The following is a 20,292-nucleotide window of genomic DNA, read 5'->3' as shown; positions in this document are numbered from 1 at the left end:
AGAGGCGTGGTCTGGGAATGCCCGGAATGCGGCCGCCGCTTCGCCCGCCGCGCGCAGGGGCACGAGTGTGCGCCGGCGATGACATTGGCGGAGTACTTCTCGGTCGGTCCCGAACGGGAACGACCGATTTTCGACGCCGTCCACGCTCACGTCGAATCCCTCGGACCCGTGCACGTGGAGCCGCTGTCGGTCGGCATCTTTCTCAAGCACGAGGACGGAGCGAAGTTCGCGGAGTTGCGTCCGATGCAGCGTTGGGTCGCGCTGTCGTTCGCTCTGCGCCGCACGGTCGATCACCGACAGATCAGCCGCAAGCCGATCGCATACTCGGGGCTCTACTACCACGTCGTCAATTTGCGTTCTGCGGCCGACTTCGACGAAGAGGTCCGCGGCTGGCTCACCGAGGCATACCTCGGGTGAGTTGTCCATAGTTCTCTTCACGACAATTGGAAGAATTGTTAACGGCGTATTCCGATGCTTTCCTATTCGCGTTTCTTTGGCGGTGGGGAGTCGTACATTCGCCGTTAATTTTCGTTCACGCGGCGTTCACTTAGAAAATGGATGTCCGATTTATTCGTTGCACGTCCGAGATGTGACGGTGCTCACCGGATGGGTGTCAACTCGACCAGCTTGCGCCACGAAAGGCCAGCTCAGGGTGGGTTTAAATCACGATGAAAAAAAGAACTCACAGTTCGTCTGCTGACGATGTTAGTGAATGTAAATCAACCTGATACCTTCTCGTTGCTATCACGACTCGTTTCAATCGTTAGATCATCACGTCGAAGGCGGCAACCCCTTACGGGCTGTCGCATGCCATTCGAATCCGTCTAGCGAACGGGCCTTAGGTCACACAACGTAAAGGAAATCCGCACCATGAAGATCAGGAAACTTGCCGCTGTGTCGGCTCTGACCATCGGCGCACTGGGTGTCGCCGGCGGCACCGCCTACGCCGAGCCCGCAGTTGCCGACCCGTCACCAGTCGTGGCCCCGGCCGGCGATCCGTCCGCGTTCGTCAACTTCGTTGCCGCGCAGATCCTCAGCCCGTCCGAAAACTCTGCGACCGTGAACACGCCCCTCGGCTCGCTGACTGTCGTCGATGGCCAGATCCAGGCAAGCACGCCGACCGGTGAAGTTCTGGGAAGCGCCTCGTTGGCACCGGCCACCGACATCGCACGGACCTTGGGTCAGAGCCAGATACTCGACCAGGCATCCGACGCGCTGGTTACCGATCCGGTCGCGGCGACCCGTCCGGTTCCCGTCACCCCCGTGCTCGACTACGGCTGGAAGACCGAGGGTGAGCGCGAGCAGTGGGCGTTCAAGCGCGCCCAGGACACGATTGCCCTGACCGCAACGGTGTCGTCTTCGCTCGGCGCAGTCGGTGGCGCGGGCATCGGCTGCCTCGTCGGCGGCGCTGTCGGCGCTGGTGGCGGCGCCATCGCGCTTCCCGTCTTCGGCCTGCTCCCGGGTGCCCTCGCCGGCTGCCTCGTCGGTGCTCCGGTCGGTGCGGTCCTCGGTGGCTTCGTCACCGGTGCAGTCGTGACCATCCCGGTCGCAATCGCTTCGGGTGTCGGCTACTTCAACACGATCAACTCCCCGTTCGTCGCGCCGAAGTCCTCGCCGCAGAAGGTTCAGATCGTCGAGTGATCAACCTCCCGTACTGCTAGGGAACCTGAAGGGCCCGCCCTACCTGGGCGGGCCCTTTCGGCGCAATAACGATCGTGATTCGGCGAAGGTGCCGGGAAGTCGGAGAAACACGGATGGCAAAGCACAGCAACGACGTATTGGATCCGCCAGATAGCGAAGCTGTCGACGACTTGGCTTCTGACTCGACGGAGCCTGCCACGAAATCGAAGCTGCGGGCTCGGCTCCTCCCCGCGGTTGGAGTGCTGCTCCTCGCCGCGTCGACCGCGAGCGCTGTGTACTTCTATCTGCAGTACGACGAGAAACGCGACATCGTCGACGCTTCGGCCGCGGCCAGCGCTGCGGCGTGCGACTACGCGCAGGAGCTCGCAAACTTCGACTTCAACACCCTGGATCCGTACTTCGCCGGCGTTCTCGCAGGTGCGACCGGTGAATGGAAGACGCAGTTCGAAACGAGGCAGAACGACCTGCGGAATCTGTACACGCAGGGTCAGGTCACGTCGAAGGTGACAGAAGTCCAGTGCGCGACCGTATCCGGCGATTCGGACACCGCCCAGGCGCTCGTCGTGATCGGCGAGACGATCTCGAGCGTGGCAACGGAAGGTAAGCCGCAGGCCGGCCAACTGACGATGAAGGTAACCCTCGACAACGTCGATGGCCGCTGGCTTGTGAGCAAACTCAGCGCACCGCAGATGCTCTGATTCAGGCTGTACCGGCGAGGGCGGCAGCGAGCCCGAAAGCTGTTGCCATCAGCATTGTTTCGACTATCGCGCGTTGCAGGGAGGCGGCAGCGGTCATGCGATGACCGCTCGCCTCTCGTACCCAGGTCCGCCGCCAATACCAACCGAGGCCGACGAGCCCGGCGAGAACGACCGTCTTGGCAACGACGATTCGTCCGTACCCGGAGTCGAAAAACGGTGTGATGCCTTGGAGTCGGACGAAGGCATTCACGATGCCGCTGCCGGTGAGAATGACGACGCACCACAGCGCCCAGTTCGAGAACCGGGGTAACAGTTCGGCCCAACCGCCACGCGACTGGACGATCAGTCCCATGGCGACCAACAAGCCGAACCACAGTCCCGCCGCCAGCGCGTGCACGGCGCCGAGCAGCGGACCCAAAGTCTGCTGTGACATGTGACCCGTGATCGGCCGCAACACAAGTGCGAGTGCGGCAACGGCGAGCACCGGATCGGTGGACCAGTCGGCTCGTTGCCGGAACGCGACGCTCGCGTAGCCGACGACTGCCAGCGCACAGGCCACGGCCGCGAGGCCGACCTGGCCGTTGCTCGTTTCCAGGACGAAGGTCCGCAGCGCATCTGTTCCGACCTTCGCGACCGTCCGGCCGGACGCGCTCGAAGCCTCGAAAAGAAGCAGCGCGACCTCGGCGATCACCCACACGCCTGCGGCGGCGGCGATGGGTCGCCACAGATCGAGCGCCTTGATCGAACGCCGGCTACCCGGGCCTTGCAGCCGTAGCAGAGCCGCGAGGCCGAGGACCAGCGCAGCCATGCAGTCGGCGATGACGCGGACGAGTGCGGATAGGTCTGGATTCGCGGGATCGGACAGATTCCACGCGAGGCTTACACCAAGCGCTGCGGTGAGTACGGCCAGCAGCAGGGCCCACCTGCTCGCGGTGCCACCGGCCGTACTCGCCAACTCAGCGCTTCTTCGAGTTGGGATTACGCAGCGCGAACGCCAGACCCGCCGCGAACAGAACTGCCGCGCCGACTATGAAGACCCACGGCGGCACTCCGTCGCCGCCGTCGGAGGACGATTCGGCATCTGCCGGTGGTCCCGGCGTTCCGTTCCCCTGCTTTGTGAGCGTGAACGTGCGTGTGCCGGTCACGGTATGGCCGTCAGCCGACGTCACTCGGTAGGCGATCGTGTAATCGCCGGTCGGGCCCAACTCGCCTAGTTCAACGCTGACGGTGTCACCCTTGACTGTCGCGTCGCCCTTGGACCACAGATTCCCATCAGGCCCAACGACTTTCAACGATGGCGAATAGTCCTGCAGAGCCTCGTTGAAGGTGACGCTCGCGCGCGCCGGGCCCGCGTCGAGCGACGACCCGTCGGCGGGCGTGCTCGAGACCGGTTCCGAATGTGCCGCAGCCGAACCCGTGCTGAGCAGTACGAACAGGAGGACCGCCGCAGCGATTCCGAGCAGCCTCCTGATCACGAACGCCGGCTTCGGATGACAGCGCCGAGACCGAGCGCTGCGCCCAATGCACCGAGTGCGAGCCCGATTCCGCCGAGCCAGCGCGCAGTCGTGTCCTTCTCCGACGCGCTGCCCTCGTGGTTGTCTGCCTCGTGGTTGTTTGCAGTTGCGACGCTGTGGCCGTGGCCGCCCTCTTCGCTCGCTTCGGCGAGCATGATCGCCGGTGCGGGGTGTTCGGGCTCTTCGCCGTTCTCGGGAGTGGGCTGATCCCAGTTGACGACCTCGCCGTCGCTGTAGGTCTGAGTCGCGTTGAACGAGAGTTCCGCCTCGTCCGGCAACGGTCCGACCGACAGTGCGAAGCGCTGGAATTGCCCGGGCGGGACGGAAACGCCGGGATCGGCTGTCCACGTCACCGACGTCACTTCCGCGTCCTGATTCTTGACGACTTCGGACTTCCAGCCCGCGATCGGTTCTGTGCGAGCCGATTTGAAGCCGGGCAGGGTGACCGTGAGCTTTGTCGTTCCGGCAGTGTCCGACTCGGTCGGCACTTTGAAGGTGAGCACCGCGTAGCCGCCCTGCTGGGCCCCCGGCGCATCGACGGTGACGTGCGCCGCCGCAACTCCGCTCGCGAGTAGGGCGGCACCGGCAGTTGCGCCAACTGTGACGAAGGCGCGCGTGATGAAGCTGGTCATGATTGGTCCTGTATTCGTGTGTGCGGAAGGTGGTTTCAGAGAACACACAGAACAGGTGGGCCGCGTCGCGAAATGGGTTCGTGCGTGCGGTGGGTTGCCCGCAGCTCCGGCTCGCAGAACGGCGTGGCAAAGTCCTGCCACATCGGCCGATGGCTGATCCATTCCAGTGCCCGTAGCGTCGAGGCCGCGATGGCCATGAGCCGGTCCACCGCGACGATGAGAACCGCACAGAGCACGGTCGCGACCGAGTGCGCGAGGGTCATCAACCAGGGATCGGTTGCCGCATGCGCATGCTCGGCTCCGGCGGCGAGGGCGAAATGGCCCGCGAGCTGGGCTGCCGCAAGTAATCCGAGAACCGCGAGCGGTCCGCGGCCACGCACAGCACCGCAACCGAGCACTGCCGACATCGCGACGAGCAGAGTGAGAGCAGCCGCCGACGGCATTACGCCACCTGCGACACCGTGCGCAGCGATCGCAAGAACCGCCGCCGCCGCCCCGACCAGGCAGCCGCGTATGCGGTCTGTGGTCGGCCTCGTGAACACGAAGGGTCAGCGTACTCCGAGGCGTGCGAGGAGGTCTGCCTCGATGCCGGTGAGCTCGGTCGATATGGCCTGATGAGCGGTTCGGCGCCGCGGGGGTGGCATCTGTTCGGCAGCGTGGATGGCCGTGCTGAGGTCGTTGAGGCGACTGCGGGTCGCCGCCGCGAACTTCTCGGTTTCGGCGTCGTTCGCGTGCTGTGTGAGTGCTTCTGCGACCGAGTTTTCCGCGTTCGCGACACGAGCGCTCAGCTTTGCGCCATGACCGGTGAACTCGCCGAGCTGCTCGACGCCGACACCCAGCTGGGCCGCGCGCCGGCTGTCGATCTTCTCGCGTGCAAATGTCGCACCGCGATAGGCGAGGGGGGCAAGGACGGGAGTCAGCACACGCGCGACGCCGATGTACTTCTTGACCTCACTGACACTGAACCGATCCTTGGACGCCTTCTCGGCGACCTTCGCAGCAGCTTTCTCCTGCGCCTTGAAGGCGGAGACCTGTGCCTTCTCGACCTTCCGAAGCGACCGCTTCTCGGCTCGGAGACGCTTGTTGTCGGTCTTCGCGCCAAGCTTCGCTTCGAGTTTCGCCTTGTGCTTCAGCGCTTTGGCCTCGGCTTTTCGCGTGGAACGTCGCTTGCGCTTCTTGAACAACCCCATCGAGAAGGCCTCTCCGCATCACTGTTCGGGTTATCGCGTCCTAGCACTGAGGGCTCACCCTACTACGGGTGGTCAGCCCAGCCTGGCGAGATCCGTCGGTGGGCACATTTACTCTCATGGTGTGAACATCGACCAGGGCGAGCGGACTCGATCCGTCCTGATCGATGCCCGGACACTGCTCAGTTGCCGGCATCGCCTGCACCTGGATATCTCGAATCCGGCCTTGATCGAGGGGATTCCCGAGGACCCGGGTGTGCGGCAACGGCGCGACGCTGCGGCCGCACATCGCGAGTACGTCCGCACAACCCTGACCGGGCGGGGGACGGGCTGGGTCGACATCGATCCGCTGGGTTCCACCCGGGAGCGTGCCGAGGCAACGTTGGCTGCGTGCGAGTCGGGAGCGCAACGTATCTGGGGTGCCGTGCTGCCGTCGGAGATCGATACCGGGCGACGCGGCAAGGCGGAGCTGCTGATTCGCGACGAAGATCGTGGTGGCTACATCCCCGTCATCGTCGTCAATCACAAGGTGAGCGATCCACGCAACGGCGACATCGAGGGTGGCGCACTGACCTCCGATCTCGATGTGTGGGCGCCGCGCGACGACCCGACCCGGAAGGTCCGCCCGCAACCCCGGGACCAGATGCGATTGGCGCATCTGTACCGGATGCTGCAGCGGCACGGTTTGGCCAGCCCCGCCGTCGTCGGAGGTGCCATCGGGTTCGCGTTCGATTGCATCGTCGTCCACGACCTCACCGCTGTGCTCGACGAGTACGACCTCCGCTTCGCCGATCGCATCGCGGTGGCCCGCGGCGAATTGCCGACCGTTCCGTCGCAGGTTCCGGAATGCCGATCCTGCCCGTGGTGGACGCAGTGCAAGGAGTGGCTGACGGAAACGCGGGATGTGAGCCTGGTTGCGCCGGGTTCCCGCGCCGAAGTGCTGCGCCTCGCCGGGGTCGACACCATCGACGAGCTGTCACGCTGGACCGGCGACGCACCGGAGGATTGGCAGCACGGCGATTTCGCCGATGCAGTCGTCACCGCGCTTGCGTGGCTCCAGGACGTGCCGCTGGTCCGCCGCCGCGAAGAGGTCACAGTGCAGCGCGCAGACGTCGAGGTCGATGTCGACCTGGAAAGTTTTCAAGAGCACGGCGCATACCTCTGGGGAACACTGCTGGACGGTCGGTACCGGGCGTTCGCCACCTGGGATCCGCTGCCGACGCTGGACGAAGGCCGGTCCTTCGCCGAGTTCTGGACCTGGTTGATGGAGGTGCGCGCGAAAGCGGCGGCTGACGGCAAAACCTTTGCTGCATACTGCTATTCGCGACAGGCAGAAGACAAGTGGCTGCTCGATTCCGCACGCCGGTTCGCGGGGCACCCGAATGTGCCCCGGATCGAAGAGATCCGCGAGTTCATCAACGGACCGCAGTGGGTCGACATCTACCAGGCCGTCAGCGATCAGTTCATCTGCCCGAACGGCAAGGGGCTGAAGAAGATTGCCCCCGTCGCCGGGTTCGGCTGGCGCGATCCCGAGGCAGGCGGTGAAGCCTCGATGGGGTGGTACCGCGAGGCGGTCGGATACGACGGCGAGCCTGACGGAAGTCAGCGGACCCGGATCCTCGAATACAACGAGGACGACGTTCTCGCCACGAAGGCCCTACGGGAATGGATGACCTACCGAGCCGAGTCCGAGGTGCCTGACATTGCTTCCCTTCGCGGCACAAGGACCGCCGTAAACGGTTCGAACGAATATCGTTGACCTGTGAGTGTCGCGATCGTGGTCCTGCTGTCCGTCAACTTGATTGTGCTCGTGGTGCTGCTGTGGCGGGTGAGACGATTGCGGCAGCGCAACGCCGAATTGGCCGCTGTAGTCGCCGATACGACCGCCAAGGCTCTGCAGTCCGTCCCCGCCGAGCCTGCGTTCGTCGTACCGAAGAGCCGAATCATCACGATCGAGATCTTGAACCCCACCGAGCTTGCGGCGACACAGAGCAGGTTTTCCGGGTTCGCCGGAGCCGTGGCGCCCAACATGCTGCGCAAGATCGTGTACGACAAGGCCGTCGAGATCTTGCGCGAACAGTTGCGGCAGCAGGGAGTCGAAGCCGAGGTAGCGATCCGTGTCGGTGCTTGAGCTGTTGGTGGCGCTGCTGCTTCTGGCAGCGTCCGGAGGGCTGGCTTTCGCGCTCTACCTTTCATCGCGGCATATGACAGAGATCGACGACGCGAGCGATCGGCTGCTCGTCATCGCCCGGGAGAATGCGCGAATGGCGAAGGCTGCCCGCGACGTCACCCGGGCCGTCAACACGACAACTGCCGCCGTCGACATCGGCACCAATATCGTGCGCGCGAGCCACCAGGCGATCGCGGCGATTCCGTTCGGTGTCCTCGATTCCATCGCGGCAACGCGTGGCACGAGTCGCGTCGTCAGAGAGATCCACGATGGCACCGCTGCGGGCGTGTACCGCGCGATCTCGCAGGTCAACAAGGCGCTCGGCAATGCGGCGCGCAACTCGGTGAAGCCGCGTCCGCCACGGGTGGAGTCGGCAGTCACGCCACCGCTCGTCGAACCCCAGCCGCAGATCGCATTACCCAATCCGGTGGTCGAGGCCGAAGTGGTCGAGCCGGTGGACCTGGTCAAGCCCAAACCGGTCGATCTTGTGAAGCCGAGCAAGGTCGTGGACGCTGAGCTCGTCGTCGATCTTGTGAAGCCGGAAGCCGAGCAGGCGGGACAGGGCGAATGAACGAGGAGAAGACGACCGCGACCACGTTGCGCTTTGCGCTGGTGCTCACAGTCTCGAGTGGTTTTCTCGATTCCTACACATACATCTGCCGCGGCGGGGTGTTCGCGAACGCGCAGACGGGGAACGTGATCCTGCTCGGTGTCGACGTGTCGGAGCAGAAGTGGCATGCCGCGTTGGCACATTTGTGGCCGATCATCGCTTTCGTTGTCGGCATAGCCCTCGCCAATTACTTGAAGAGTCCGCGTGCGGAGCGATTCGTCTCCAGGCCGATTCGATGGGCGATGGTCCTACAGGTCGTGGTGCTCGTGGTCGTGGGATTCGTGCCGCTGAGCGTCCCCAACTTTTTCGTCACCATTCCCATCTCTTTCGTCGCGGCAATCCAGATGGGCCTCTTCCGGACCGTCAGATCGCTGTCCTACATCGCGATCGCGACCACGGGCAACCTCATGCGATTCACCGAAAGCGGATACGCGGGCTTCGTCGAACGCGATTCCGAAGCCCGCAGGAACATGGCCATCTACGCCGCGATCATCAGTTCGTTCGCGGGCGGTGCGATCATCGGGTCGATCGTGACGCGTCTGCTCGATGGTCCCGCGGCCTGGGTTCCCGCCGGCCTGCTGGCCATCACGTTCGTGCTGTTCTACCTGGACGAACGCTAGGCCGTCGGAGCCTCGGCCTATCATGTGCCGGATCGAAAAGTTTGCTGTGCTGAGAAAGGGATCGTGGTGACATCGCAAGTCGAGCAGTTGGAGTTCCAGGCGGAAACCCGTCAGCTGTTGGAGCTGATGATTCATTCCGTCTATTCGGAAAAGGACATCTTCCTGCGCGAGCTGATCTCCAACGCGTCTGATGCGCTGGACAAGCTGCGGCTGGAGGCCTTCCGCGACAAAGACCTGAACGTCGATACCTCGGATCTCCACATCGATATCGATGTGGACAAGGACGCACGCACGCTCACCGTGCGGGACAACGGCATCGGAATGTCGCGCGCCGAGGTGATCGATTTGATCGGCACGCTTGCGAAGTCGGGCACCGCTGATGTCCGCCGCAGGTTGGCCGAGGCCAAGGAGTCCGCAGCACCAGAAGAGCTGATCGGGCAATTCGGCATCGGTTTCTATTCGACGTTCATGGTTGCCGACCGTGTCACGCTGCTCACCCGGCGTGCAGGCGAAACCGAAGCCACCCGCTGGGAGTCGAGCGGCGAAGCGACGTACACGATCGAGACCGTCGAAGACGCACCACAGGGCACGTCGATCACGCTGCACCTCAAGCCCGCCGACACCGATGACGCCCTCTACGACTACACGCAGCCGTGGAAGATCAAGCAGATCGTGAAGCGGTATTCCGACTTCATCTCGTTCCCGATTCGCATGGAGGTTCCGCCCCCACCCGCGGAAGAGGGCGCGGAAGAAGAAGTGACTCGGCAGATCGAGACCGAGACGATCAACTCGATGAAAGCGCTGTGGACGCGACCACGCAGCGACGTCACCGACGAGGAGTACAAGGAGTTCTACAAGCACGTCAGCCACGCGTGGGACGATCCGCTCGAGATCATCTCGCTCAAGGCGGAAGGCACGTTCGAATACCAGGCGCTGCTGTTCATTCCGTCGCAGGCGCCGTTCGACACCTTCATGCGCGAGCACAAGCGCGGCGTTCAGCTCTACGTCAAACGCGTCTTCATCATGGAGGACTGCGAAGAGCTGATGCCGGAGTACCTGCGTTTCGTCAAGGGCGTGGTCGACGCACAAGACCTCTCGCTCAACGTCTCTCGTGAGATTCTGCAGCAGGATCGCCAGCTGAAGATGATCCAGAAGCGCTTGGTCAAGAAGGTGCTCTCGACGATTCAGAAGATCCAGTCCGACGAGGCCGAGAAGTACAAGACCCTGTGGGGCGAGTTCGGCAAGGTGCTGAAGGAAGGTCTGCTCGGCGATTTCGAGAATCGCGACGCGCTCCTCAAGCTTTCGTCGTTCGCTTCGACAGCGTCCGAGGACGAACTCACGACGTTGGCCGGGTATGTCGAGCGCATGCACGAAGGTCAAGAGCAGATCTACTACATGACCGGCGAAACCCGCCAGATGATCGAAAGCTCGCCGCATATGGAGGCTTTCAAGGCGAAGGGCCTCGAGGTTCTGCTGCTCACCGATCCGGTCGACGAGATGTGGGTCGGTTCGGTGCCCGAGTTCGACGGCAAGAAGTTCCAGTCGATCGCCAAGGGTGAGGTCGACCTCGACTCGCAAGAGGACAAGGACGCGACCGAAGCGCTGCGGACCGAGCAGGAAAAGGAATTCACCGACCTGCTCTCGTGGCTGACGACGTCGCTGGACGAGCACGTGAAGCAGGTCCGTTTGTCGACTCGACTGACGACCTCACCGGCGTGCATCGTCGGCGATACGAACGACTTCACGCCGATGCTCGAACGGATGTATCGCGCATCCGGCCAGGAACTGCCGACGGTCAAACGGATCCTCGAGCTGAACCCGACCCACCCGCTGGTCACCGGCCTCCGCGAAGCGCACGCGGCGCGCCCGGACGACGCCGGGCTGGTGGACACAGCCGAATTGCTCTATGGCACAGCGGTTCTGGCAGAGGGTGGCGAGCTGAGCGATCCGGCGAAGTTCGCGAAACTGCTCGCCGATCGGTTGGCAAAGACGCTCTGATTGCGGAGAAACGGCTGTCACGGGGAAACGGCTGTTACGGAGAAACGGCTGTTACGGAGATACGGCGACGCCCAAGGAATCCGCTGCGAGGAACTTGGGCGCGCCGTCTTCGTAGAAGACGTCGAGGTCGCGAATATCGAAGCCCGCGTTCGAGACCAGTGTGGTTATTTGGCGATTGAGGTTGCAACCACCGAAGAGGACGTTCTGCACCGGATTGAGCCGGTTCTGCCACTTGGCGACTCCGGCGTCCGGGGCCAGACCGTGCTCGACGAAATGAAATGTTCCCCCGGGCTTCAACACTCGCCGCACTTCGTGGAGCGCCGCCTCGACGTCGGGGATCGTGCACAGCGTCCAGGTGGAGATTGCGGAATCGAAGGTGTCGTCGTCGAAAGGCAGCTTCTGCCCGTCGAGGCCGGACCGTTCGACAGGAATGGGCGATGCGCCTACGCGCTTTGCCGCTAGCTTCCACCCGAGGTCGGCAGGCTCGACAGCGCTGACCTTCTCGACGACCGGCGGATAGAACGGGACGTTCAGGCCGGAACCGAAACCGATCTCGACGACCTGGCCGTGCAAGCCAGCACAGGTTCTTTGCCGCAGCGGGTCGGAGATCTTCATCCCGCAGACCACGTTGATGATGCGGGGAAGAACCTGGTCACCGTATAACCCCATGTCAGCAAGCTACCCGTGCGCGGTTGGAGAGTCTATGGACTCGCTGACCGCGCACGGGGCGCGAAGCGCCTTCTTACCTCGGCGCCATACGCAGCGCGCCGTCCATGCGGATGGTCTCGCCGTTGAGGTAGTCGTGCTCGACGATCATCTGGGCGAGCTGCGCGTACTCGGCCGGCTGGGCAAGGCGCGACGGGAACGGCACGCCGGCCTCGAGGCCCTTGCGGTACTCGGGGGTGACACCGGCGAGCATCGGGGTGTCGACGATTCCCGGCGCAATGGTGTTGACGCGGATACCGAACTGCGCGAGGTCACGCGCGGCAGGAATTGTCATACCGTGCACGCCGCCCTTGGACGCGGAGTATGCAATCTGGCCGATCTGGCCTTCGAACGCGGCGACGGATGCGGTGTTGATGATGACGCCGCGCTGGCCGGAGTCGTCGACGGTGTCGGTCTTCGAGATCGCATCGGCGGCGAGGCGCATGACGTTGAACGTGCCGAGCAGGTTGACCGTGATGACGGTCCGGAACAGCTCGAGGTCGTGCGGTCCGTTCTTCGACAGAATGCGCCCGGCCCAGCCCACGCCCGCACAGTTGACGACGATGCGCAGCGGCACACCCGATTCGACGATCTTCGCGATTGCCGCGGTGACTTCTTCGCCGTTTGTGACATCGGTCGGCAGCAGGGTCACACCGTCGGGCACGCTGTCGCCCGCGCGCTCGATCGACTGCGGAAGGTCGAGGCCGAACACCGTCGCACCGGCATCGGCGAGACGCTTCGCAGTTGCAGCGCCGAGGCCCGAGGCGCCTCCGGTGACAAGTGCAGCGCTTCCAGAGATTTCCACGTTTGCAACCTCTCTTCTGGCGACCCGTGTGGTCGCCGTTGGTCGCTAGCACCATAACGTCGTGAAGAGAAGGCCTGGTCGGCCGGTTCTTGTTACTCGGCGGTATGGCAGGCGCCTAGCGCACGACATCCAGTGGTTCGGCATAGACGGTTCTGCGGCTGCGGCCGCGCAATGTGGTCCGGCCACGAGACTTCCAGTGCGCGGCCTCGGCCGGATTTGCGGCCGAAACCACCTGTGCGGCGACAAGAATCCGGCTTCTGCGTGACTTCGCCAGTTCGGTCAGGCGCGCGGCCTCGTTCACGGGATCGCCGATGACCGTGTATTCGTACCGCTGCTCGGCACCGATGTTGCCTGCGAAAACCGGTCCGTACGAGACACCGATCCCGAAGTCGACCAGATCCAGCGAACTGAGGGACGAACGAAGTGTGCGTGCCGTCGCCAGCGCGGCGGCCGCGGGGTCGGTCACCGCCTCGGGTGCGCCGAAGATCGCAAGTGCAGCGTCACCGGTGAACTTGTTGATCAGCCCGCCGTGGTCGTCGACGGCGGTGACGACGATCCGGAAGAAGTCGTTGAGAACGGTTGCCACCTCGGTCGGCGGTCGGGTCGCGGCGAGGTTTGTCGACCCGACGAGGTCGATGAACAGAACCGCGACATAGCGGACGTCGCCGCCCAGTTCACCGTCTTGCTCCATCGCCCGGCTGGCGACGTCATGCCCGACGTGCCGGCCGAAGAGATCTTGCAGGCGCTCGCGTTCCGCGACACCGGCGACCATGCGATTGAAACCCATCTGCAGGCGCCCGATTTCCGATGAATCGTGCACCTCGACTCGCACATCGGTGTTTCCGCGTTCGACCTCTCCCATGGCCCTGCCGACGTCCTGAACCGGGTCGGACACCGACTTCGACACCAGAATCGTGCCGAGCAGACCGGTGCCGAGCGAGGTCATCGCGAGCAATAGAACCGGTGCCTGCACATTCGTGTCCTCCGGGATGACGAGCCTCGTGTACTGGTCGACGACGATGCCGCAGATGGCGGCGGTCGGAATCGCGGTACAGAGCATCCAGGTGAAAACGAGTCGCTGCATGACGCCGGGCGCTGGGCGCTCGACCGGCTCGGCGGCCATCGCCGCCGCAATGATCGGCCGGAGCGTGGCCTCGCTGACGAGATAGCCGATACACGCCATCGCCGCACCGCCGAACCCGACGGCGAGCGCGATCAGCAGGAGGGTCTTCTTGTTCTCGGTGATATTCAGAAGTACGAGAACGCAGCCGCCGACCGTCCACAAGCCGACGTGCACCAGGGTCTGGCGTCTGGTTATGTCGAGTGCCGACTGTTGCTGGTCGGGCGTCGGTACGTCCTGGCGTGCATACCAATCGAACGCGGGCTTGACGAACTTCGTCGTCGATACAGCTGCGATACACAGCGCGACGCCCAGCATGATGAAGCCTGCGGAAATGTTCTCGACGGTGAGCAGGCTCGGCGCATCGCGGTTGTTGCTCCGGCCGAGCAACGCAATGATGACGATGACCTCGACGCCGCCGATCGTGTAGGCGGTGATCAAGCCTGCCGAGTAGCGGACGCGCAGCAGAATTGCTGTGCGTTTCCAGTCGGCGGGCGAGGTCATAGCTCTGTCTAGCACTTGGATAGGCACCGAGAGTCGAGTCGGTCGAGCGAATGTGACTTTCGTAGCCATACTGCCGGATTCCCGTGTCGTGGTGGACACGAACGGCTCCCGCCTAGGCAACTTCGTTGTGACGTGGCACGATCGCGAAAGTGACCAGTAGCCCCGCCGACCAGCGCCTGGCCGACCTCGCACGGTTGCGCCGGGTCCGTGACCGCATCGACAGGGAGTACGCACAGCCGCTCGACGTCGAGGCGCTCGCTCGGGACGTCCACATGTCGGCCGGGCACCTCAGTAGACAGTTCCGTGCTGCCTACGGTGAGCCGCCCTACGCGTATCTGATGACGCGGCGCATCGAACGCGCCATGGCGCTGCTGCGGCGCGGCGATCTCAGCGTGACCGAGGTCTGCTTCGAGGTCGGCTGTTCGTCACTCGGCACCTTCAGTACCCGCTTCACCGAGTTGGTCGGCGTACCGCCGAGCGTCTACCGCCAGGAGTCAGCGGAGTCGACGGCAGGGATGCCCGCATGTGTGGCGAAACAAGTCACCAGACCGGTCAGGAATCGAGAAGCGCAGCCGACCGAGTCGCAATTAGCGTGAGCTCCATGACCATCACAATTCAAGCAAGCTTCCTTCCGCAGAACGACCCTGAAGCCGCACTCGCCTTCTACCGCGACACTCTCGGCTTCGAGGTCCGCAACGATGTCGGCTACAACGGCATGCGCTGGATCACGGTCGGCCCTGCCGACCAGCCCAGCATCTCGATCGTGCTGTACCCGCCGGCTGCTTCCCCCGGACTCACCGACGATGAGCGGAAGACCATCGACGAGATGATGGCCAAGGGGACATTCGGCAGCATCCTCCTGGCCACAAAGAACGTCGACGGGGAGTTCGAGCGATTGCAGGCAAGCGACGCCGAAGTCGTCCAAGAACCGACAGACCAGCCATACGGCGTGCGCGACTGCGCATTCCGAGATCCGGCGGGCAACATGGTCCGCCTTCAGGAAGTGCCCTGAGGGTCCCGCAACCGAACAACTGTGCAAGCCGAGTGAAGGGGAGACACACGATGAGCAGGGCCACGGGGAAGAACGCACGTACCGCGCAGGGACACCGGGCAGACAGCCACGATCTGATCCGGGTGCAGGGTGCGCGCGAGAACAACCTCAAGGACGTCAGCGTCGAGCTGCCCAAGCGGCGCCTGACGGTGTTCACCGGTGTCTCCGGCTCGGGCAAGAGCTCGCTGGTCTTCAGCACGATCGCCGCGGAGTCGCAGCGAATGATCAACGAGACCTACAGCGCGTTCGTCCAGGGCTTCATGCCGAACCTGGCGCGGCCCGAAGTCGACTATATGGACGGGCTGACGACCGCCATCATCGTCGATCAGGAGCGGATGGGCGCCAACCCCCGGTCCACGGTCGGTACCGCAACAGACGCCAATGCGATGCTGCGGATCCTCTACAGCCGACTCGGCAAGCCACACGTCGGTCCGCCGACGGCGTTCTCGTTCAACGTCCCGACGCGCAAGGCGAGCGGGGTGATGAGCACCGAGAAGGCCGCCGGCCGGGTCGAGAAGGCCGTCGTCCAGAACGTGGTCTACCTCGGCGGCATGTGCCCGCGATGCGAGGGCATGGGCTCGGTCAGCGATTTCGACCTGACGGCGCTGTACGACGAGGAGAAGACCCTCAACGAGGGTGCGCTCACGGTCCCCGGCTACAGCATGGAGGGCTGGTACGGCCGCATCTTCGCCGGCTTCGGCTTCGATATGGACAAGCCGATCAAGAAGTTTACCAAGAAGGAACTGGACAATCTCCTGTACAAGGAACCGACCAAGATCAAGGTCGAAGGAATCAACCTCACGTACGAGGGCGTGATCCCGAAGATCCAGAAGTCGATGCTCTCCAAGGACGTCGAGGCGATGCAGCCGCACATTCGTGCGTTCGTCGAGCGGGCTATCACCTTCCAGCGCTGTCCCGAGTGCGAGGGAACCAGACTCGCGAAAGAGGCGCTGGCGTCGAAGATCAAGGGCAAGAACATCGCCGACCTCTGCGCGATGCAGATCACGGACCTCGCGGACTGGATCAGGAATCTCGACGAGCCGTCGGTAGCGCCGCTGCTCGCCGGGCTGCAGCACCTGCTCGACTCCTTCGCCGAGATCGGGTTGGGCTACCTCTCGCTCGACCGGCCCGCGGGCACGCTGTCGGGTGGAGAGGCACAGCGCACCAAGATGATTCGTCACCTCGGGTCGGCGCTCACGGATGTCACCTACGTCTTCGACGAGCCGACCATCGGGCTTCATCCACACGACATCGCGCGGATGAACGAGCTACTGCTGCAACTGCGGGACAAGGGCAACACCGTGCTCGTCGTCGAGCACAAGCCCGAGGCAATCGCGATCGCCGACCACATCGTCGACCTCGGTCCCGGCGCGGGCACTGCCGGCGGCACCGTCTGTTTCGAGGGCACTGTCGAGGGGCTGCGGGCAAGTGACACCATCACCGGTCGGCATCTCGACGACCGGGCAACCGTCAAGGACTCGGTGCGAAAGTCCGCGGGCGCACTCGAAGTTCGCGGTGCATCGACCCACAACCTGCGGAAGGTGAACGTCGACATCCCGCTCGGTGTGCTCTGCGTGATCACCGGTGTCGCCGGGTCCGGCAAGAGTTCGCTGATCCACGGGTCGGTGGCCGGCCGCGACGGCGTGGTCGTGATCGACCAGTCCGGCATTCGTGGCTCACGCCGCAGCAACCCGGCAACCTACACCGGCCTGCTCGAACCGATCCGCAAGGCGTTCGCGAAGGTCAACGGCGTCAAGCCAGCGCTGTTCAGTTCCAACTCCGAGGGCGCCTGCCCGACATGCAACGGCGCGGGAGTCATCTACACGGAGCTCGGCGTGATGGCGACGGTCGAATCGACCTGCGAGGAATGCGAGGGCCGACGGTTTCAGGCCGCGGTCCTCGAATACACCCTCGGCGGTAAGAACATCGCCGAGGTCCTCGCGATGTCAGCGACCGAGGCCGAGGACTTTTTCGAACAGGGCGAAGCGAAAACGCCTGCCGCGCACAAGATCCTCGACCGGCTCGTCGACGTCGGGCTCGGCTACCTCTCGCTCGGTCAGCCGCTGACCACACTGTCCGGCGGCGAGCGGCAGCGCCTGAAGCTGGCGACCCAGATGGGCGACAAGGGCGACATCTACATCCTCGACGAGCCGACGACCGGCTTGCACCTTGCCGACGTCGAACAGTTGCTCGGTCTGCTCGACCGCCTCGTCGACTCCGGCAAGTCCGTCATCGTCATCGAGCACCACCAAGCCGTGATGGCGCACGCCGACTGGATCATCGACCTCGGACCGGGCGCCGGCCATGACGGCGGCAAGGTCGTCTTCGAAGGCACACCCGCGGCCCTCGTCCAGGACCGCAAGACCCTCACCGGCAAGCACTTGGCGGAGTACGTCGGCTAAACGTCGACGCCGAGGTTGATGGCGCCGAGGTAGCCGTTGGGTCCCTTCGCGAGGGTGACCAGTCCTGTCGGGTCGTAGATGTTGTCGTTCGAGTTCTGGACGTTCGATGCCCAACCCGCGTGGTCGCTGTAGGGGGAGTTCGCATAGATCTCGCCGACAGTCGTGGGGTCGAAGAAGAGTTGACTGGTGAGGACGGTCTTCTTGTCGATGTGCACTTTGAGGTGGATGTGCACGGCCCTGCCCATGTACCAGCCGGGGAAAATGGTCGTGAACGCGACGATGCCGGCGGCGTCCGTCGTCTGGGCGCCGCGCAGGTAGGTGCCGTCGTCGGTCGTGGTGGCCTCCTGGTCTCCGACGCTGTAGGTGCCGTCGGAGGTCTCGCCGCTACCGGCCGAACCTGGTCTTCCAGGTGGGCCACCGTTGCCCGACGACCCCGATTCGAAGCCGGAGTAGGACCCGCCCGCGTCGCAATGCCAGATCTCGACCACCGCATTCGCGATGCCGCCGCTCGTGCAATCGCCGACGTCCTGCACACGCAGCGCGAGATCGAACTGCAGGCCCGGCCGGTCCTCGCGGATGTCGCTGCGGATCGAGTCGACGTCGAACCAGTACGGACCCTGAGTTTCCTCCTTACTCAGGACGCACTGCGGAGCGGCGTCGAGGAGGGAAACCGCGTCACTTGCGACGGTCGATCCCGATGTTGTTCCGGCAGAGACCGCCGTCGAGGTGCTACTCGTGGAATTGCCTGAGCACGCTGCCAACACACCGCCCAACCCGACCGTTCCGCCGACGGCCAGCGCCCGGCGGCGACTGATGCGGAGCCTGCTGAATTCGATGTCCTTGTTCACGGTATCCATCGTCTGGGACTCAGCTGGGCGGGTGCCGGGTACGAGCTGTGTGGTTGCTGTGAACCTCGGTCAGGTTCGGCGCCGGCGAAAGAGTTTTCTGCGGGGCGGCGGTGGACCCGTCAGCTGGATCGTCGCGGTGCGGCGCAGGCCCTGTACGCCGTTGTCGACGCATGCGTGGTCGACCTCGACCTGCGCGTCGCGGCCGCGGATCACTACCGTCATCACGCCGTTCTCGAACCACGGTCCGTTGTCGATGTCCCAGTCGATGTCGACATCCTCGACGCGTGCGGACCGGGCAAGCAAGTGCATGAACCCCCGAACGCCCCGGGCCTTGAGCGCGCGATTGGCAAACCGGATCTGCGGCTCGAGCGGGTTGCGGAACGGCGACATCGTGAGCTGGTGCAGGGCCGGAACCGCGGGGTCTATCCCCGGCAACGTAGCTCGCGCTGTGTAGGAACAATGCACGTCGCCCGACAGGACAAGAACGCTTGCAGGCGTGTGTTCGAACTTCGCAATCGTGCGTAGGAGGTCGACGACGATGCCGAAGGATTTGCGGAAGGCCGGCCAGTGTTCGAGATCGACCTCCTGGCGGACCCACTCGCCGAAACGTTTGCCGCGGTTGGGGCCCCAGGCGCCGCCCGCGACAGCTTCGTTCCACCCTTCCATGTGGTGAATTCCCTTGGCGACCAGAAACGGCAGCGGTGAGGCGACGATGAGGTGGTCGAAGTTCTGCCCTTCCGCCGGATGAGTTGCCTTTTCCTGCAACCACTCCCGTTCGACGTGATCGACGATGCCCCGGTCGTCGGGATCCAGACGACGCGAACAGCGAGAGTCGATGGCAAGCATCCGGATACCGAGCTTTTCGCTTCCGAAGTCGCGGTAGTAACTCCAGCGCGCGCTGTCGGGTTCCGCATCAGATCGCCAGGCGAACGCGTCGAGGCGTTCCGACCGTTCGGCGTCAGAGATGTCCATCCGCACCATCGCCCAGGTGGTGTCGAGTTCGAGTTCGGACGGGGACAGATTGCCCAAATGCTGGTAGATCCAATACGACGCGAAAGCGCCCCGCACCCTGTCCGGCCACCACGCCTGCTTCGTGACCCAGTCACGCCACGTCTGCGAGGTGTTCCAGTCGTCGCGTAGGTCGTGGTCGTCGAGGAGCATGCAGGTCGGCACGGTCGAAAGGAGCCAGCGAATCGGCTCGGGCGTCCAGCTCTCGGAGTACAGCCAGGTGTACTCCTCGAAGTTGCCGATCTCGTCGCGGACCTCGTCCCAGTCCTCCGGTTTGCCTTCGTGCGCCGTCCGGATCCGTTCGAGCAACGCCTCCGACGGCGTATCGGCGTATACCTGGTCGCCGCCGAGGAAAATCGCATCCGGCCATTCCTCGATGGGCGCGTCGCGCATCTTGTTCGCCAGCCCTACCAGCGCGTCGGCGCCGAACTGCTTCAACCCGGCCTCGTCGAAAGGTGCTGAGCGTCTGCATGATCCGAATGCCAGCCGGAATTCGTCGTCGTCGCGGAACGTGCGCATCACGCTCGGGGGGAAAGTGGTGGCCGGCTCGGGCCAGACCTGGGTGTCGTCGAGCGCGACCGTGTACGGAATCACGCTGCCCGGCTGCAGTCCCTCGATCACCACGAGCGCGTAATGGTGACCGTGCACCGTCCACGTCGGAGCGTCTTGACCAAGAATTCGGACGGTGCATGGACGGTCGGTTTCGACCCAGACGGTTGCGCGCGTCGTGTCGACATAACGCAGCAACGGGCCGACGACCAACGACGCGGTTGTCATAC

The 20,292-nt window shown here is 64.1% G+C and carries 21 protein-coding genes; 11 read left to right on the top strand and 10 right to left on the bottom strand.

Features of this window, described 5'->3' with window-relative positions; translation table 11 throughout:
- Positions 1–6 precede the first annotated feature (6 nt).
- From JGU72_RS16900 to JGU72_RS16890, 3 genes are all read left to right on the top strand, one after another.
- Positions 7–417 (top strand): DUF5655 domain-containing protein, encoded by a 411-nt coding sequence (locus JGU72_RS16900; RefSeq protein WP_199685099.1) that lies wholly within the window; start codon positions 7–9, stop codon positions 415–417.
- Between the two features lie 453 nt (positions 418–870).
- Entirely contained in the window at positions 871–1,641 is a 771-nt protein-coding gene (locus tag JGU72_RS16895; protein WP_199685098.1) for a hypothetical protein, read from the top strand.
- A gap of 113 nt (positions 1,642–1,754) precedes the next feature.
- Positions 1,755–2,339: a hypothetical protein gene (locus tag JGU72_RS16890; RefSeq protein WP_199685097.1), complete on the top strand. Its 585-nt coding sequence runs from the start codon at positions 1,755–1,757 to the stop codon at positions 2,337–2,339.
- Between the two features lies 1 nt (position 2,340).
- On the opposite strand, the gene JGU72_RS16885 is transcribed toward JGU72_RS16890, so the two are convergent.
- The 5 genes from JGU72_RS16885 to JGU72_RS16865 are packed head-to-tail and all read right to left on the bottom strand — an operon-like array spanning position 2,341 to position 5,675.
- Entirely contained in the window at positions 2,341–3,294 is a 954-nt protein-coding gene (locus JGU72_RS16885; protein ID WP_199685096.1) for a copper resistance D family protein, read from the bottom strand.
- A gap of 1 nt (position 3,295) precedes the next feature.
- Positions 3,296–3,814, bottom strand: a complete 519-nt coding sequence (locus JGU72_RS16880) for a copper resistance CopC family protein (RefSeq protein WP_307828479.1) — start codon at positions 3,812–3,814, stop codon at positions 3,296–3,298.
- Complete coding sequence (locus tag JGU72_RS16875) at positions 3,811–4,485, bottom strand: YcnI family copper-binding membrane protein (protein WP_199685095.1); 675 nt, start codon at positions 4,483–4,485, stop codon at positions 3,811–3,813. The genes JGU72_RS16880 and JGU72_RS16875 overlap by 4 nt, the downstream gene beginning before the upstream one ends.
- Positions 4,486–4,520: 35 nt before the next feature.
- The gene (locus tag JGU72_RS16870; RefSeq protein ID WP_199685094.1) at positions 4,521–5,027 is read right to left on the bottom strand and encodes a hypothetical protein; all 507 of its coding nucleotides are present in this window, start codon (positions 5,025–5,027) and stop codon (positions 4,521–4,523) included.
- A 6-nt stretch (positions 5,028–5,033) separates the two neighbouring features.
- Positions 5,034–5,675, bottom strand: a complete 642-nt coding sequence (locus JGU72_RS16865) for a DUF6474 family protein (RefSeq protein ID WP_199685093.1) — start codon at positions 5,673–5,675, stop codon at positions 5,034–5,036.
- 157 nt (positions 5,676–5,832) lie between these two features.
- Between JGU72_RS16865 and JGU72_RS16860 the strand changes: the two genes are divergently transcribed.
- From JGU72_RS16860 to htpG, 5 genes are all read left to right on the top strand, one after another.
- Complete coding sequence (locus JGU72_RS16860; RefSeq protein ID WP_199685385.1) at positions 5,833–7,431, top strand: TM0106 family RecB-like putative nuclease; 1,599 nt, start codon at positions 5,833–5,835, stop codon at positions 7,429–7,431.
- Between the two features lie 3 nt (positions 7,432–7,434).
- The gene (locus JGU72_RS16855; RefSeq protein WP_199685092.1) at positions 7,435–7,803 is read left to right on the top strand and encodes a hypothetical protein; all 369 of its coding nucleotides are present in this window, start codon (positions 7,435–7,437) and stop codon (positions 7,801–7,803) included.
- Positions 7,790–8,413 carry a hypothetical protein gene (locus JGU72_RS16850; protein WP_199685091.1) on the top strand — a complete coding sequence of 208 codons (624 nt, stop codon included), beginning with the start codon at positions 7,790–7,792 and terminating at the stop codon, positions 8,411–8,413. The genes JGU72_RS16855 and JGU72_RS16850 overlap by 14 nt, the downstream gene beginning before the upstream one ends.
- Complete coding sequence (locus JGU72_RS16845) at positions 8,410–9,072, top strand: YoaK family protein (protein ID WP_199685090.1); 663 nt, start codon at positions 8,410–8,412, stop codon at positions 9,070–9,072. The genes JGU72_RS16850 and JGU72_RS16845 overlap by 4 nt, the downstream gene beginning before the upstream one ends.
- Before the next feature lie 66 nt (positions 9,073–9,138).
- Positions 9,139–11,070 carry a molecular chaperone HtpG gene (gene htpG, locus JGU72_RS16840; RefSeq protein ID WP_199685089.1) on the top strand — a complete coding sequence of 644 codons (1,932 nt, stop codon included), beginning with the start codon at positions 9,139–9,141 and terminating at the stop codon, positions 11,068–11,070.
- 51 nt (positions 11,071–11,121) lie between these two features.
- On the opposite strand, the gene JGU72_RS16835 is transcribed toward htpG, so the two are convergent.
- From JGU72_RS16835 to JGU72_RS16825, 3 genes are all read right to left on the bottom strand, one after another.
- Positions 11,122–11,739: a class I SAM-dependent methyltransferase gene (locus JGU72_RS16835; protein WP_199685088.1), complete on the bottom strand. Its 618-nt coding sequence runs from the start codon at positions 11,737–11,739 to the stop codon at positions 11,122–11,124.
- Positions 11,740–11,812: 73 nt separating this feature from the next.
- Positions 11,813–12,580 (bottom strand): SDR family NAD(P)-dependent oxidoreductase, encoded by a 768-nt coding sequence (locus JGU72_RS16830; RefSeq protein ID WP_199685087.1) that lies wholly within the window; start codon positions 12,578–12,580, stop codon positions 11,813–11,815.
- Between the two features lie 115 nt (positions 12,581–12,695).
- A complete protein-coding gene (locus JGU72_RS16825) occupies positions 12,696–14,204 on the bottom strand; it encodes an adenylate/guanylate cyclase domain-containing protein (RefSeq protein ID WP_199685086.1) in 1,509 nt (502 codons plus the stop codon).
- A gap of 149 nt (positions 14,205–14,353) precedes the next feature.
- Here JGU72_RS16825 and JGU72_RS16820 point away from each other — a divergent pair, with 149 nt between their 5' ends.
- The 3 genes from JGU72_RS16820 to JGU72_RS16810 are packed head-to-tail and all read left to right on the top strand — an operon-like array spanning position 14,354 to position 17,657.
- On the top strand, positions 14,354–14,800 hold the full coding sequence (locus JGU72_RS16820) for a helix-turn-helix transcriptional regulator (RefSeq protein WP_199685085.1): 447 nt from the start codon (positions 14,354–14,356) through the stop codon (positions 14,798–14,800).
- A gap of 5 nt (positions 14,801–14,805) precedes the next feature.
- A complete protein-coding gene (locus tag JGU72_RS16815) occupies positions 14,806–15,216 on the top strand; it encodes a VOC family protein (RefSeq protein WP_199685084.1) in 411 nt (136 codons plus the stop codon).
- Positions 15,217–15,266: 50 nt separating this feature from the next.
- Positions 15,267–17,657: an ATP-binding cassette domain-containing protein gene (locus tag JGU72_RS16810; RefSeq protein WP_199685083.1), complete on the top strand. Its 2,391-nt coding sequence runs from the start codon at positions 15,267–15,269 to the stop codon at positions 17,655–17,657.
- Here the strand turns inward: JGU72_RS16810 and JGU72_RS16805 are convergent.
- Positions 17,654–18,505, bottom strand: coding sequence for a peptidase associated/transthyretin-like domain-containing protein (locus tag JGU72_RS16805; RefSeq protein WP_199685082.1), 852 nt, complete (start codon positions 18,503–18,505; stop codon positions 17,654–17,656). The genes JGU72_RS16810 and JGU72_RS16805 overlap by 4 nt on opposite strands.
- Positions 18,506–18,574: 69 nt before the next feature.
- Positions 18,575–20,290, bottom strand: a complete 1,716-nt coding sequence (locus tag JGU72_RS16800; RefSeq protein WP_233532502.1) for a DUF7800 domain-containing protein — start codon at positions 20,288–20,290, stop codon at positions 18,575–18,577.
- Positions 20,291–20,292: the final 2 nt, after the last annotated feature.

It is taken from the genome of Antrihabitans auranticaus, from assembly GCF_016481275.1.
Taxonomy (GTDB): Bacteria; Actinomycetota; Actinomycetes; order Mycobacteriales; family Mycobacteriaceae; genus Antrihabitans.
Note: the sequence above shows the minus strand (reverse complement) of the source record. Positions and strands in the feature narration are given on the sequence as shown.

Coding starts and splice junctions, on each gene's coding strand:
- JGU72_RS16895 (WP_199685098.1), top strand. CDS start 871: ATGAAGATCAGGAAACTTGCCGCTGTGTCGGCTCTGACCATCGGCGCA.
- JGU72_RS16890 (WP_199685097.1), top strand. CDS start 1,755: ATGGCAAAGCACAGCAACGACGTATTGGATCCGCCAGATAGCGAAGCT.
- JGU72_RS16875 (WP_199685095.1), bottom strand. CDS start 4,485: ATGACCAGCTTCATCACGCGCGCCTTCGTCACAGTTGGCGCAACTGCC.
- JGU72_RS16865 (WP_199685093.1), bottom strand. CDS start 5,675: ATGGGGTTGTTCAAGAAGCGCAAGCGACGTTCCACGCGAAAAGCCGAG.
- JGU72_RS16845 (WP_199685090.1), top strand. CDS start 8,410: ATGAACGAGGAGAAGACGACCGCGACCACGTTGCGCTTTGCGCTGGTG.
- JGU72_RS16835 (WP_199685088.1), bottom strand. CDS start 11,739: ATGGGGTTATACGGTGACCAGGTTCTTCCCCGCATCATCAACGTGGTC.
- JGU72_RS16825 (WP_199685086.1), bottom strand. CDS start 14,204: ATGACCTCGCCCGCCGACTGGAAACGCACAGCAATTCTGCTGCGCGTC.
- JGU72_RS16815 (WP_199685084.1), top strand. CDS start 14,806: ATGACCATCACAATTCAAGCAAGCTTCCTTCCGCAGAACGACCCTGAA.
- JGU72_RS16810 (WP_199685083.1), top strand. CDS start 15,267: ATGAGCAGGGCCACGGGGAAGAACGCACGTACCGCGCAGGGACACCGG.
- JGU72_RS16800 (WP_233532502.1), bottom strand. CDS start 20,290: ATGACAACCGCGTCGTTGGTCGTCGGCCCGTTGCTGCGTTATGTCGAC.